Origin of the sequence: Streptomyces sp. NPDC029216 (assembly GCF_040648015.1) — a bacterium.
Classification (GTDB): Bacteria; Actinomycetota; Actinomycetes; order Streptomycetales; family Streptomycetaceae; genus Streptomyces.
Genome location: NZ_JBEZWL010000011.1, coordinates 95,128 through 108,394 on the forward strand (window position 1 = coordinate 95,128; position 13,267 = coordinate 108,394).

The window sequence follows — 13,267 nt, forward strand, 5'->3', positions numbered from 1 at the left end:
TCATGCACGTTCTGCACATAGGCGCACATCCCAAGGCGATCCGCGGGCTCCACCGCGGCGGCCACGAGATCACGGTCCTGTACGAGGCGGCGGACGGGGACCGGATGTACCGCACCCCAGGTCTCAGGGGACTCGCGACCCGCGCGTGCGCGGTCGATTCCTACCGCCATGTGGAAGCTCTGTGGTCGGCCCTGCACCACCTGGGACCGATACCGAAGGTGGACGCGGTGCTGACGACCAACGAGTACGGCGTCGTCGGTTCCGCCATCCTCGGCAAGCAGCTGGGGGCCATTGCCCTGGACCCCGACGTCGCACTGGCCTGCCGGGACAAGGCCCTGCAGAAGAGCAAGTGGCGCGAGGCAGGCGTACCGACGGCGAAGTCCGTGGTCCTGCCGGAGGCGGCGGCGCAGTCCGTCGACGCCGTGAACACGCTGCTGGCCGCGGCCGGCATCGAGTTCCCGGTCGTCGTCAAGCCCCCGGCCGCTGGCGGCTCGGAGTCGGTGTCCGTCGCGGAGACCCCCCACGACATCGTGCGGGTCGCGCGGCAGGACCCTCAGCTGCGCAGGGTTCTCGTGGAGGAGTTCATCGACGGCCCTGAATGGCACTTCGACGGCACCGTCCAGAACGGATCGATCGGCAGGTTGATGGTCTCCCGGTACGGCGAACCACTGCTGTGTACCAAGCGGGGCGAGCCGACCCGGTCGATGGGCCTGCCTCCCGCCAGGCATCCCGGCGCGTACGCCGCCGCGAACGAGTTCGCGACGCGCGCGCTCAAGGCGCTCGGACTGGAGACCGGCGTCTTCCATTTCGAGGCGTTCGGCCACCCGGACGGGTTCGTCGCCAACGAACTCGCCTGCCGGCCCGGCGGCAGCGGGCTGTGGACGGTGGCTGAGAAGACGATCGGCCTCGACCTGTTCGCCGCCGCCACGCAGCTGTTCACCGGAGACGAGGTGGAAACGCTCACGGCCTCGCCGGACAAGGTCCACGGATGGGTCCACCTGCCCTCGGTGGCCGGGCTCCCGAACACCGTGCACGAGGCCGACATCAAGGCCATCCCGGGTGTCGACGGCGTCGTTCTCGTCCCCCTGGGCGTGCCGATGCGGGACATGTCCGAGACCTCGTCCGCCGGGATCGGGTACGCGACCGTTGCCGCGGCGGACGAAGCCGAGTGCCGGCACGTTATGACCGAGGTCGTGGCCCGGGTGCGAGCTATCCACGACGAGCGCGGCCGCGCCGCAATCCGGCCCGGGAACGAGGTCGCGTCGGTCGGTGCGCCACTCCGCCTCACCCACCGAGCACCGGCGATGGGAATGCGATGAAACTCTTGATTGCGAACGACATCGACGACACCCTCTTCCTCCGACCGGACCCCCGAGCCTGGGCGCAACGCGTGTTCTGGTTCGCGGAGGAAGGCGATCTCGTCCTCGTCTCCGACACGCCGGATCCGGCCTTCGTCCAGCACGTCGGCAGGGCCAAAGGCGTAGACATGTCCCGGGTGGACGTCCGTCTGTGTCCCGAGGGCCCGCACGGAAGGCGACGGATCGACTTCCTCGCGCTGTTCGACCGGCGGTTCCTCGACTCGATCGCCCGGGACGTCGCTTACGCCACCGAGGTGTTCAGCCTGTTCCCGTCCGCCCAGTTGAGCGAGTTCGCATCACGGCTCGGCATCCGGGACGGCCTGCCGGGAGCCGACTTCATCGCCCAGGGCGGCGGTGAGCTGGCCAACAGCAAGGCGACGTTCCGAGCCCTGGCCGCGGCCGGCGGCGTGCGCATCGCGGCGGGGTCGGTATGCCGCAGCCCCCTCGAGGCGACCGCGGCGACCCAGTGGCTGCTGGACGCGGGCCACGACGTGATGGTGAAGATGGCGCACCACGGGGCCGGGGCCGGCAACGAGATGGTCCTGCGGCCGGGCAGGCACGCACCCCGTCACGTCGGCGGCCGGACCGTGCACGAGCTGGACGGCCGGCAGGACGCCGTGTCGCGGTACTGGTGCGAGCGGTGGGACTGGGCATCCGCGGACGGCAGGTACGCCGTCGTGGTCGAGCAGCTGCTCGATGCCACCGCCAGCTACTACGCCGAGTACGCCGTGACCGATGCAGGCATCAAGCTGGGGGGCGTCGGCCGCCTGTCCTTCATCGACCGGAGGCTTGCCTTCGAGACGTTCCCGGCGCGCTCGCTGACCGAGTCACAACATCTGGAGCTGGTCTCCGGGGCCGAGACCCTTGCCCGTGCCTACCACGGCATCGGATACCGAGGGCAGCTCTGCGCCGACGCGGTGGCCACCGGGGACGGGCGGATCGCCTTCACCGAGGTCAACGCCCGGACGACGACGTCCACTCACCTCTACGAGGCCATGGCGGGCCTGACGCCCGACGAGATGACGATGCTCAGCCAGCGGCTCACCCCCGCGACCTGGAAGCCGATTTCCACTTCGGGCTTCCTCGAGACCGTGGCCGATGCCGGCCTCCTGTTCGACCGTGATCGACGGCGCGGCGTCCTCATGACGATGCCCGTCTCGCAGGTATCCGGGAAGGGCGGGTTCCTCTACGTGATCGTCTGCGGCGATCCGGAGGAGGAAGCGGCATACCAACGCGAACTGGAGAGGCTGTTCGATGATGCGTAGCCGTTCGCCGGGCGTGGCCGACGCGACCCGGCTTCACCACATGACCGCCGTGGACGATGCGGAAGCCCGGGCACGGCACGCGGTGCTGGCTGCCGTGCTGCGGGACGTCGCGCGTCCGCGGATGCGCCAGATCAGCTCCGTACTCGGGGCGTGGAATCCGTGCTCACCGGAGCTCATCGACTTGGTGGACGGCGACTTGCTCGCCTTCGTGCAGCGGGATCCCGCGGCCCACGGCTCATGGCGTGAGGTCGTGGGTTCCTACCGATGCTTCCGGGCAGTGCTGAGCCATCGACTGGCGCATTCGCTCCTCGGCACGCCCCTGCGCTCCGATGCCGACGGTAGTCACCTGCGGATGCTCGCGCGCTCCATCGCCGAGCGGGCCACGGTGGAGACGGGCGTCGAGATCCACCCGGCGGCCGCGATCGGCAGGCGATTCGTCGTCGACCACGGCATGGGGACGGTCATCGGCGAGACCGCGAGCCTGGGCGACGACTGCTACGTCCTGCACGGTGTCGTCCTGGGGTCGACGGGAATCGCGGACAATCCGCGAGGCCGACGGCACCCGACCATCGGCTCGCGAGTCGAGATCGGTGCGTTCGCACGCGTGCTCGGCCCGGTCGAGATCGGTGACGATGCCGTGATCGGCTGCCACGCCCTCGTGCAGTGCGACATCCCGGCAGGCGCCCGGGTGAGAGTGCTGACCCACCATCAGGAGATCCGGGGCGCAGCCGCCATCGGCGTCACCGCCGTCGAAGTGATCGGCGAAGGTCTCCTCCTCGTGCGCGGCCGCGGTCTGGCCCATCCCGGCCTCCGCGTGGAGGGACTGTCCGGCGGCCGCCGGAACGCCACGCCGGTGGCGGTTCTCGACCGCGGCAGCCGGCATCTGCTGCTCGGGCTCGACGCACCGACCGGCAAGCCTCCTGCGCATGTCCGACTGACCGTGCCCGACGGCACCAGTACGTCGGTCCTGATACCCCGCGCCGCCGGTGTCCGGCGAACGCGCGACGGTGGATCCGGGCCCGCCGCGTCACAGGCCGAGGCGGGGTGATGGACATGACCGCGCCCGTGATCGCCTCGTCGGTGCTGGACCTCGTCGGCCGGACGCCTCTACTCGAACTGCGGCGGCTGACCGCCGGCCTGGACCGGACCGTGTACCTGAAGCTGGAGATGCTGAACCCGGGCGGAAGCCACAAGGCGCGGGTCGCGCTCAACATGGTGCTGGCCGCAGAGCTCGAGGGGCTCCTCGTCCGCGGCTCCGGGCAGACCATCCTCGAACCCACCGGTGGGAACACCGGCATCGGGCTCGCGATGGTCGCCGCATCGCTCGGATACCGTCTGGTCCTCGTCATCCCGGACAACTACAGCCCGGCCAAGCAGCGGCTCCTTCGAGCGTTCGGCGCCGAGATCGTGTTGTCCGATCACCGTCGGGGAGGCAACTCGCACGGCGAGCGGGCGATGGAGTTGCAATTCGAGCATCCGAACTGGGTCCTGCTCAACCAGCAGGCCAACCCCGCGAACCCGGCCGTGCACGACCGGACCACCGCTGTCGAGCTGGTGGAGGCGTTCTCCGGCGAGCTGCCGGACGTGATGATCGCCGGTGTCGGGACCGGTGGGCATCTCACCGGAATCGGCCGGACTCTGCGTCGGCACCGACCGGATCTGCGGATCGTCGCGGTCGTGCCTCCAGGATGCTCCTACACACAGAGCAGGTTCACCACGCACCGATTGCAAGGTCTGGCCGTCGGACTGGTGCCCGCCAACCTCGACGTCGCGCTCATCGACGAGGAGATCGTCGTCACCGAGGACGAGGCCGCGACGATGATGCGGACGCTGATGCGGGTCGAAGGCCTTGCAGTCGGTCTGTCCTCCGCGGCCAACGTCGTCGCCGCACTCGCCTGTGCGCGGACCTGCCGTCCCGGCACACGGATCGTGACCTTTGCCTACGACTCTGCCCAGGACTATCTCACCGAGCTCGAAGAGCCCGGCGAGCCCACTCACCCGAGGAGCACATCATGACCGACATGCTCACCTTCAACGCGGAAGCGGCACGCAGGATCGAGCGGACCTACCGCACACCGGACGTTGTCGCGCAGCGCCGCACCGTCCTCGACACCCTCGCGCTGCGGCCCGGCGAGCGGGTGCTCGACATCGGCTGCGGACCGGGTCTGCTGGCCGCGGAGATGGCCGCGGCCGTCGGCCCACCCGGTCACGTCATCGGCGTCGACGTGAGCGAAAGCATGCTGGCGCTGGCTCGATCCCGGGCTGTCGTGCCGGGCGGAGCCGAGATCGACCTGCGACCCGCGGCGGCGGACCACTTGCCGTGCGCCGATGCGAGTGTCGACGTGGCAGTGTCGACTCAGGTCCTGGAATACGTCGTGGACGTGGCAGGCGCGCTCGCCGAGATCCACCGGGTGCTCGTCCCGGGCGGGCGGCTCGCGGTGCTGGACACCGACTGGGACTCCCTCGTGTGGCACTGCACCGACCGGCCACGGATGACCCGGATGCTCGCCGCATGGGATCGGCATCTCGCCGATCCGCACCTCCCCCGCACCCTTCTCCCGGCTTTGCGCCGGGCCGGCTTTGAGACATCGCCACCGCTCGTCATACCGCTGCTCAACGTCGGCTACCGGCACGACACGTACAGCGCCGGCCTCATCGACATCGTCGCCTCGTACGTCGTCGGACGCAGCGGACTGACCGATGACGAGATCGCCACCTGGTCTGACGACCTGCGTGGACTCGGGCACGACTATTTCTTCAGTCTGAATCGGTACCTCTTCACGGCCACGAAGCGTTCCTGAGCCGGGGATGCCGCCTTCGGCCGGGACGACTGGCAAGGGTTCGAAAGTGGTTGGCTTCCGACAGGTAGCGAGGGATCCTCAATACGCGCAGTGACACGCTGATGCGCTACCCGCACATGGCGAATGCCCGAGCAAAAGGACCCTGGCTCTCCAGATCGGCCACAACCGCTCCGCCCGCGGGCTCCAGGGCGTGATCTTCACGCGCGACGACCGGGCGGGCGAGGGCAAGATCTCCTCCCGGCTCGGCCTGGTGACCGAGGCGGTCGAGGCCGGCGAGGGCATGGACCTGTACGCCTACCTGGTGGAGCTGCTGTCCAAGGGCGGCAAGGCCGACTACGTGATCGTGGACGAGGCGCAGTTCCTCGCGCCGGAGCAGATCGACCAGCTGGCCCGTATCGTCGACGACCTCGACATGGACGTCTTCGCCTTCGGCATCACCACGGACTTCCGCACCAAGCTCTTCCCCGGCTCCCAGCGGCTCATCGAGCTCGCCGACCGGATCGAACAGCTCCAGGTCGAGGCCCTGTGCTGGTGCGGCGCCCGCGCCACGCACAACGCCCGTACGGTCGGCGGGGTCATGGTGGTCGAGGGCGCCCAGGTGGTGGTCGGCGACGTCAACCGCCCGGCGGAGGAGATCGGTTACGAGGTCCTGTGCCGCCGCCACCACCGCCGCCGCCTCACCTCCGCCTCCGCACACGCGGGCGCCCTCTCCCCGGACGTCCTCCCCGTCAACTCCGCCTGACCGCCGAAGCGGGCCACGGGCAGTCTCATGGTCGCCCGTAGGCCGGATCCTGCCCCGCGCCGGGCGCCATCGGGCACTCTGGACCGTGTGCGTCTTCCTGCGCAGCACCGACCTTGCAGCCCGCGCTCTTCGGAGAGGTCGCTCCCATGCCCGAATTGACGGAACACGGCTGCCCGTTGTGCGGGCACCAACGTGATGTCCACTCCTACATTCGCGGTGGCAAGTGCCACGGCAGCCTGCTCTGCGCATGCCGGAAGAGCCGGGCGTGGAGCGGCATGCCCGTCCAGCCCCCGGCCCCCGAGCCGGAGGAGCCCGCCGAGCCGCCCTGCGGCACGTGCCGGTCGCCGTTCGGGACATGCCGCTGTGCGTCCTGGTGGGAGCGCGAGCGGGAACCCTACGGGGCCTGCGGCGGATGCGGCGGATGTGGCGGATGAGCCGATGACCCGAGACAACTGGATACTCGCGGCCTTCGCGCTCACCCCGCTGGCCCTGTTCGCGATCGGACTCACGATCGACCTGCTCACCGACGGCGGTGGCACCGTCACCTGTCACCACTGCACGCACGCACGCGGCGTGCACACCGGCCCCGGTACCTTGTGCCGGGCCGAGGGCTGCGACTGCCGGGCGTACCAGGATCCACCCGAGTCCGACCCCGTCCCCATCGGCTGCGGCGGCTGACCGCCGGGGGCCGTCCGGACTTCCGTAACTCACGACGGCCTGACGGGGCGGGGATGCCCGCCGGGACGGCGCCGCCCTACCCTTCCGAAGGTGACGCCCGCCGCTCCCGTTCCCGCCCTCGCCCATGACGCGCTGCTGGTGCTCCTCCTCCAGCTGGCGGTCCTGCTCCTGCTGGCCCTCTCCCTCGGGCAGCTGGCCGCGCGGTTCAAGATGCCCGCGATCGTCGGCGAGCTCCTCGCGGGCGTACTCGTCGGCCCCTCGGTCCTCGGCCACCTGCTGCCCGGCTTCGCCGCGTGGCTGCTGCCCAGGCAGCCCGAGCAGATGCACCTCCTCGACGCGGTCGGCCAGCTGGGCGTCCTGCTGCTCGTCGGCGTCACCGGCATGGAGCTGAGGGTCGACCTCGTCAGACGGCGCCGGGCCACCGCGGCCCGGGTGAGCCTCGCCGGTCTGGTCCTGCCCCTGGGGCTCGGCATCGCCACCGGCTACCTGCTGCCCGCCTCGCTCCTGCCGGGCGGCGCCGACCCGACGGTGTTCGCCCTGTTCCTCGGAGTGGCCCTGTGCGTCAGCGCCCTCCCCGTGATCGCCAAGACCCTGCTGGACATGAACCTCCTGCACCGCGAGGTCGGCCAGCTGACCTTCGCGTCCGGTGTGATCGACGACGTCATCGGCTGGTTCCTGCTCTCCGTCGTCTCGGCGATGGCCACGGCCGGTCTGACCGCCGGCAAGCTCGCCACCTCCCTGCTCTACCCCGTGGCCGTCGTGGTGGCCGCCCTGCTGGTGGGCCGGCCGGCCATCCGGCTCGCCCTGCGCGCGGCCGGCCGGTCGCCGGAGCCGGGGCCGACCGTCGCCGTCGCGGCACTGGCGGTGCTGCTCGGCTCGGCGGGGACGCACGCGCTGGGGCTGGAGCCGGTCTTCGGCGCCTTCGTGTGCGGGCTGCTGATCAGCACCAGCGGCGAGCTGGACCCGCAGAAACTGGCCCCGCTGCGCACCACGGTGCTCGCCTTCCTCGCACCGGTCTACTTCGCCACGGCCGGCCTGCGCATGGACCTGACCGCGCTGGCCAGGCCCGAGGTCCTGGGCACGGCGTGCGCGGTGCTGGCCGTGGCCGTCCTCGGCAAGTTCGCGGGCGCCTACGTCGGCGCGAAGCTGAGCCGGCTGAACCACTGGGAGGCCCTCGCGCTCGGCGCCGGCATGAACTCCCGCGGGGTGATCGAGGTGATCGTGGCGATGACGGGCCTGCGGCTCGGCATCCTCGGAGCCGAGACGTACACCGTCGTCATCCTCGTCGCGCTCGTGACCTCCCTCATGGCACCGCCCGTCCTGCGCGCCGCCATGGCCCGCATCGAGGAGAGGCCGGAAACGGAGCCCGCCACGGCCCGCGACCCGGACCCCGCTCCGACCGCCGGGGTCTGAGGCAGCCCGGGACCTGCGCGGCGGACCGCGACGGCCGCCGCACGGCGATCCGGCGCCATCGTTGGCCGGAACGCGTCGGGTCGGGGGTGAGCCGGATCGGCATGATCTACCGTGGGCGGAACCTGCTGGTGTGGCGTGAGACGGGGGCATGGGCGTGCCGATCGGATTTGTCGACCGCGTGGAGCACATGGAAGAGCTGCGCTCGGTCGTCGCCGCGCTCGGGGACGGCCGGGGCGGGCAGGCCATCGCCGTCGACAGCGTGTCGGGGATGGGCAAGTCGGCGCTGCTGCGGGCGTTCGAGGCCGAGGCCCCCGCCGCCTGCCGCATCGTCTCCACCCGGTGCCGGCCCGGTATCGGCCCCGACCTGATGTACGGTCCGGTGCTCGACCTGCTCCTGAAGCTGAGCGAGGCCGAGCCCCGGCGGCGGGGGGTCTTCCGGCGGATGCTCGGCGCCACCGGGCAGGGGGTGGTCCGGTCGGCCCCCGAGGTGCTCTCGGCGATCGTGCCGGGCCTCGGAGCCGTGTTCACCCTGGGCAGGGAGATCACCGAGGCCTCCCTCGACTCCGGCTCGATGCCCTTCGACAGCCTCCTGCCCTTCCGGCACGCGGCGGCCCTGCGGATCGTGGAGGGCCTGCTCGACCTGGTCCGGCAGGGCCCGCCGACCGTCATCGTCATAGACGACGTCCAGCACATGGACGAGAGCAGCCAGTTGGTCCTGGACCAGCTGCTGCGCGGCCTCGCCCGCGAACAGCTGGCCGTAGTCCTCAGCCACACGAGCGACGCCGCCCGCGCCGACGGCAGGGAGTCCAAGGTCGAGGCGCTGCTGCACAGCTGGTCCGGTGAGGGGCTGCTGCGGCGCCGGACCATGCGCGGGCTGCCGCCGGACGCCATCGCCGAGCTCGTCGCACAGCGCCATCCCGCCGCCCCGCCGGGCCTCTCCCGCCGCCTCGCCGAACTGACCGGCGGACACGCGATCTTCGTCTCGCTCTGCCTGGACGAGTGGACCCCGCAGCACGGCTCCGAGGTCCCCCTCCCGGCCAGCCTCTCCCGCGTCGTCGAAGAGCGGCTGCGCGCGCTGACCGACCAGGACCGCCTGCTGCTGGCCACCGCCGCCACCCAGGGCGACGTGTTCCTCTCGCACACCGTCGCCGCCGCGACGGGCCTGCCCCACGACCTGGTCATGGAGCGGCTGCGCCTGATCGCCCGCGACCACCGCCTGCTCGTCCCCGGAACACCCCCGGCGTGGGCCCGCTGGGAGGCCGCCGACTGCTACCGCTTCGAGCACCGCGCCCTGTGGAGCGTGGTCTACACGGAGCAGAGCGCCGAGCAGATGCGCTCGCGCCACGCCCGCATCGCGCAGGCGCTCGGCCGGGGCCGGCCGGAGACCATGTCGCTGGAGCGCCGCCTGGAGATCGCCCGCCACCTCCGGCACGGCGGCCCCTCCTGCCTCCTCGCCTCGGCCGACGCGCACTTCGAGCTCGCCCGCGACGCCGCCACCCAGGGGCTGTCCTTCGCCGAGGCCGAGCGGCACTGCGAGGAGGTCGTCAAGGCCGTACGGGAGCTGCCCGCCGGAACCGAGGGCCGAGACGAACGCCTCGTACGGGTCGTCGAGCTGCTGCTCTCCCTCACCGAGGTCCGCTGGCGCGGCCAGAGCACCCCCGCCGGCGGACCGGACATCGACGCCCTGGCCGCCGAGGCGGAGGCCGCCGCCGCCCGCTGCGCCGACCCCGGCCTCGTCATCCGGGCGACGCTGCTGCGCGGCAAGACCCTGCTGGCGACGCGCGGCCTCGTACCGTCCCTGGAGAAGCTGCGGGCGGCCGTCGAACTGGCCGAGGAACACGGCGACCCGGCGGTCCTGTTCGTGGCCCGCGTCGAGTACGGACGCCAGGTCTCCAAGCGCAGGCTCGCCGACGGCCTGGCCCAGCTGCGTGAGGCGGAGCGGCTGTACGCCTCGGACCCGCTCCTCGGGGGCGGCGCCACCCCGGTCCTCCAGCACGCCCGCAACCTGGGCGAGATGCAGCTCGGCATCACCCTCTTCGACAGCGGGCACCTGTCCGAGGCGCTGACCCGGCTCAGCCGCTGCGTGGCACGGCTGCGCGACGAGCCGCTCAACGCGGAGCTCCCCATGGCGCTCAACTACCTCGCCCAGGTGCGCCTGGGCCTCGGCGACGACCGCGGGGCGGTGGGGGCGCTGCGCGAGGCCCTCGCGTTCGAGGCCGACCGGGGCGGCGACAGCGCCTGGCACGCCTACAACGCCGCACTCCTCGCCCGCGTCCTCGCCGACCGCCCGGACACCCGGGACGAGAGCCGGCGGCTGATCGCGGACGCCTGGGCGGAGACCGAGCGGACCTGGCTGGCCAACCTCGTCCCCCTCGTCCGCAACCTCTGCGCCGAAGTGCTCCTCACCGGCGCGGACGGGGACCCGCGGGCCCCCGGCGCCGCGGAGACCCTCGACGAGGCGGAACGGCTCGCCGTCGCCACCTGCGTCGAGACGCGGCGCAGCGGCATGGTCCGCAGCGAGATCGCCGCGTACTGCCTGCGCAGCCGGATCCGGCTGCGCAGGGGCGACCCGGCCGCGGCCGAGGAGCAGGCCCGGGAGGCCCTCAGGATGCTCGACGAGGTGGGGGACATGCCCGCGCTGCGGACGGAGGAGGTCCTCTACCACTCGGCGCAGGCCCTCGCGGCGCACGGCGCCGGGGAGGAGGCCCGGGACCTGCTCGACCGGGCCCGGCGGGAGGTCCGGCGCAAGGCCGGGCTGATCGAGGACGAGGCGCTGCGCGAACGGTTCCTGACCGGCGTGCCGCTCAACCGCTCCCTCCTCGCGGCCGCCGGGGAGGAAACGTGCTGACGATCACCAAGGAGTTCCACTTCTCGGCCAGCCACGTCCTGGACCGGCTGCCGTCCTGGCACCCGTGCGCCCGGATGCACGGCCACAACTACGCCGTGGTCATCGAGCTCTCCGGCCGCCGCGAGGACCTCACCGAGGCCGGATTCGTACGGGACTACCGGGACCTGGACGCCTTCAAGCAGTGGATGGACGAGACCTTCGACCACCGGCACCTCAACGAGGCGTTGGGGGGGGGTATCTCACCGTCGGCCGAGAACCTGGCCGTGTGGATCTTCGACCAGTGGACGGAGCGGATCCCCGAGCTGACGGCGGTCAGGGTCTCGGAGACCCCGAAGACCTGGGCGGAGTACCGGCCGGCCAGGGGTGAGTGACGGACCCCCGGCCGCACCGGTGCCCCGGCCGGGCTGACGGCGCCGGGCTCCGCCCGGCGGGCGGTCAGGCGGGAGCCAGGCCGTCTTCGACCAGGCCGGCGAGTACCGCCTGGCCCAGGGCCTGGACGGCGGACTGCGGACGCACCATCACCGTGAACTCCTTGATCCGGCCCTCCCCGTCGAACTGCAGCAGGTCGATCCCGTGGATCTGGCGGCCCGCGACGAGCGCCCGGAAGGGCAGGACCACCGACGGGGCGGCCTCCCCGTCCGCGCTGGTCTCGGCCTCCCCCTCCAGCCGCCCGAGGTAGCGCAGCTCCTCGAAGGTGCGCAGCAGGACCCCGAACAGGCCCATGACCATCGCCTTGCCCTCGAACGGGACGAACTTCACCGGGCTGTAGAGGCGGACGTCCTCCGTGAACAGCTCGTCGAGCGCGGCGAGATCGCCCTTCTCCACGGCGGCGCGGAAGCGTTCGGCAGTCTCCATGACCCCTCCCGAGATCTCTCATACTCAAGAATGTGACTAGTCACTTTCTTGAGTATGATGCCGAGGCGCACGAGGAAAGGGAAGGGGGGCGCGGACGGACATGGCACTGCGGCACGCGGTCCTGGCGGCACTGCTCGACGACGAGTACAGCGGCTACCAGCTGGCGAAGGCCTTCGACATCGGCGTCGCCAACTTCTGGCACGCCCTGCCCCAGCAGCTGTACGCCGAGCTGGCCCGGCTGGAGGCGGCCGGACTGGTCGCGGGCCGGGAGGTGGTCCAGGAGACCCGGCCCAACAAGCGCCTCTTCCGCGTCACCGACGCCGGCCGCGCCGAGCTGGAGCGGTTCGCCGAGGCCGCCTCGAAGCCCTCCTCCATCCGCGACGACCTCCTGGTCAAGGTCCAGGCCGCCGACCGCATCGGCACCGGACCCGTCATCGCACAGCTGGAGCGGCGGGCGGCAGAGGCCGAGGCCAAGCTCGAACTGCTCGGCCGGCTCCTGCTCGACCTGCGCGGAGACCTGGACGAGGCGGAGTACCTGCTGCGGGGCGAGCGGGTCGGGGGGTACCTGACCTGTCTGCGCGGCCTGGCCTTCGAACGGGAGCACCGCGACTGGTGCTTGCGGGCCGCGGCCGTACTACGGGAAAGGGAGCGCAACCGTGCCGAAGGATGAACCCCTGCGCTACGTCGCCCTGGGCGACAGCCAGACCGAGGGGCTCGGGGACGGCGACGACACGGCGGGCCTGCGCGGCTTCGCCGACCGGCTCGCCGAACACCTCGCGGCGGCCCACCCCGGCCTGCTGTACGCCAACCTCGCCGTACGGGGCCGGCTGGCCGCGCAGGTCCGCGCCGGACAGCTGGGGCCCGCCCTGGAGCTGCGGCCGGACGTGGCCACCGTCGTGGCCGGCGTCAACGACGTGCTCCGGCCCCGGTTCGACGCCGCCGAGGTGGCCGGGGAGCTGGAGGAGATGTTCGCCGCGCTGACCGCCGCCGGGACCCGGGTGGCCACCGTGACCTTCCCCGACGTGGGCCGGATCGCCCCCCTGGCCCGGCCGCTGCGCCCCCGCGTGGCGGAGCTCAACGCCCGTGTCCGCGAGGCCGCCGCACGCCACGGGGTCGTGGTCGCCGAGACCGGCCGGGCGGACGTCGCGACCGACCCGCGGCTGTGGAGCGCCGACCGGCTCCACGCGAGCCCCCTCGGCCACGCCCGGATCGCCGCGGCCCTGGCCGAGGCCCTCGCCGTGCCGGGCTGCGACGACGCCTGGCGGCGCCCCCTGCCGCCCCGGCCGCCCCGCACCGCCGCCCGGGCG

Annotated in this window: 13 protein-coding genes; 12 read left to right on the plus strand and 1 reads right to left on the minus strand. The window is 72.1% G+C overall.

All coding sequences use genetic code 11. The features are described from left to right. Nucleotides 1-2 precede the first annotated feature (2 nt). From AB0F18_RS07175 to AB0F18_RS07220, 10 genes are all read left to right on the plus strand, one after another. Entirely contained in the window at nt 3-1,319 is a 1,317-nt protein-coding gene (locus AB0F18_RS07175; RefSeq protein WP_362055853.1) for an ATP-grasp domain-containing protein, read from the plus strand. Continuing rightward, the gene (locus tag AB0F18_RS07180; RefSeq protein ID WP_362055855.1) at nt 1,316-2,623 is read left to right on the plus strand and encodes a peptide ligase PGM1-related protein; all 1,308 of its coding nucleotides are present in this window, start codon (nt 1,316-1,318) and stop codon (nt 2,621-2,623) included. Before AB0F18_RS07175 ends, AB0F18_RS07180 begins: the two co-directional genes overlap by 4 nt. Before the next feature lie 40 nt (nt 2,624-2,663). After that, a complete protein-coding gene (locus AB0F18_RS07185; RefSeq protein WP_362055857.1) occupies nt 2,664-3,671 on the plus strand; it encodes a serine O-acetyltransferase in 1,008 nt (335 codons plus the stop codon). Nucleotides 3,672-3,676: 5 nt separating this feature from the next. Next, complete coding sequence (locus AB0F18_RS07190) at nt 3,677-4,639, plus strand: cysteine synthase family protein (RefSeq protein WP_362055859.1); 963 nt, start codon at nt 3,677-3,679, stop codon at nt 4,637-4,639. Then, a complete protein-coding gene (locus AB0F18_RS07195; protein ID WP_362055861.1) occupies nt 4,636-5,424 on the plus strand; it encodes a methyltransferase domain-containing protein in 789 nt (262 codons plus the stop codon). Before AB0F18_RS07190 ends, AB0F18_RS07195 begins: the two co-directional genes overlap by 4 nt. A gap of 142 nt (nt 5,425-5,566) precedes the next feature. Continuing rightward, nucleotides 5,567-6,166, plus strand: a complete 600-nt coding sequence (locus AB0F18_RS07200) for a thymidine kinase (RefSeq protein WP_362055886.1) — start codon at nt 5,567-5,569, stop codon at nt 6,164-6,166. 438 nt (nt 6,167-6,604) lie between these two features. Beyond that, nucleotides 6,605-6,844 carry a hypothetical protein gene (locus AB0F18_RS07205; protein WP_362055863.1) on the plus strand — a complete coding sequence of 80 codons (240 nt, stop codon included), beginning with the start codon at nt 6,605-6,607 and terminating at the stop codon, nt 6,842-6,844. Nucleotides 6,845-6,934: 90 nt separating this feature from the next. Continuing rightward, nucleotides 6,935-8,257, plus strand: a complete 1,323-nt coding sequence (locus tag AB0F18_RS07210) for a cation:proton antiporter (RefSeq protein WP_362055865.1) — start codon at nt 6,935-6,937, stop codon at nt 8,255-8,257. A gap of 154 nt (nt 8,258-8,411) precedes the next feature. After that, nucleotides 8,412-11,105, plus strand: coding sequence for an AAA family ATPase (locus AB0F18_RS07215; protein ID WP_362055867.1), 2,694 nt, complete (start codon nt 8,412-8,414; stop codon nt 11,103-11,105). Further along, nucleotides 11,099-11,476: a 6-carboxytetrahydropterin synthase gene (locus AB0F18_RS07220; protein ID WP_362055868.1), complete on the plus strand. Its 378-nt coding sequence runs from the start codon at nt 11,099-11,101 to the stop codon at nt 11,474-11,476. Before AB0F18_RS07215 ends, AB0F18_RS07220 begins: the two co-directional genes overlap by 7 nt. A gap of 64 nt (nt 11,477-11,540) precedes the next feature. Here AB0F18_RS07220 and AB0F18_RS07225 read toward each other — a convergent pair whose 3' ends face one another. Then, entirely contained in the window at nt 11,541-11,960 is a 420-nt protein-coding gene (locus AB0F18_RS07225) for a nuclear transport factor 2 family protein (RefSeq protein WP_362055870.1), read from the minus strand. 100 nt (nt 11,961-12,060) lie between these two features. Between AB0F18_RS07225 and AB0F18_RS07230 the strand changes: the two genes are divergently transcribed. Further along, complete coding sequence (locus AB0F18_RS07230; protein ID WP_362055872.1) at nt 12,061-12,630, plus strand: PadR family transcriptional regulator; 570 nt, start codon at nt 12,061-12,063, stop codon at nt 12,628-12,630. Then, nucleotides 12,617-13,267: SGNH/GDSL hydrolase family protein (locus tag AB0F18_RS07235; RefSeq protein ID WP_362055874.1), on the plus strand; the 651-nt coding region annotated here is incomplete at its 3' end. The genes AB0F18_RS07230 and AB0F18_RS07235, both read left to right, overlap by 14 nt.

What these genes read in the sequence shown, in the direction of transcription:
- AB0F18_RS07185 (WP_362055857.1), top strand. Translation starts at nt 2,664, where the DNA reads ATGACCGCCGTGGACGATGCGGAAGCCCGGGCACGGCACGCGGTGCTG.
- AB0F18_RS07180 (WP_362055855.1), top strand. Translation starts at nt 1,316, where the DNA reads ATGAAACTCTTGATTGCGAACGACATCGACGACACCCTCTTCCTCCGA.
- AB0F18_RS07195 (WP_362055861.1), top strand. Translation starts at nt 4,636, where the DNA reads ATGACCGACATGCTCACCTTCAACGCGGAAGCGGCACGCAGGATCGAG.
- AB0F18_RS07225 (WP_362055870.1), bottom strand. Translation starts at nt 11,960, where the DNA reads ATGGAGACTGCCGAACGCTTCCGCGCCGCCGTGGAGAAGGGCGATCTC.
- AB0F18_RS07175 (WP_362055853.1), top strand. Translation starts at nt 3, where the DNA reads ATGCACGTTCTGCACATAGGCGCACATCCCAAGGCGATCCGCGGGCTC.
- AB0F18_RS07205 (WP_362055863.1), top strand. Translation starts at nt 6,605, where the DNA reads ATGACCCGAGACAACTGGATACTCGCGGCCTTCGCGCTCACCCCGCTG.
- AB0F18_RS07190 (WP_362055859.1), top strand. Translation starts at nt 3,677, where the DNA reads ATGACCGCGCCCGTGATCGCCTCGTCGGTGCTGGACCTCGTCGGCCGG.
- AB0F18_RS07230 (WP_362055872.1), top strand. Translation starts at nt 12,061, where the DNA reads ATGGCACTGCGGCACGCGGTCCTGGCGGCACTGCTCGACGACGAGTAC.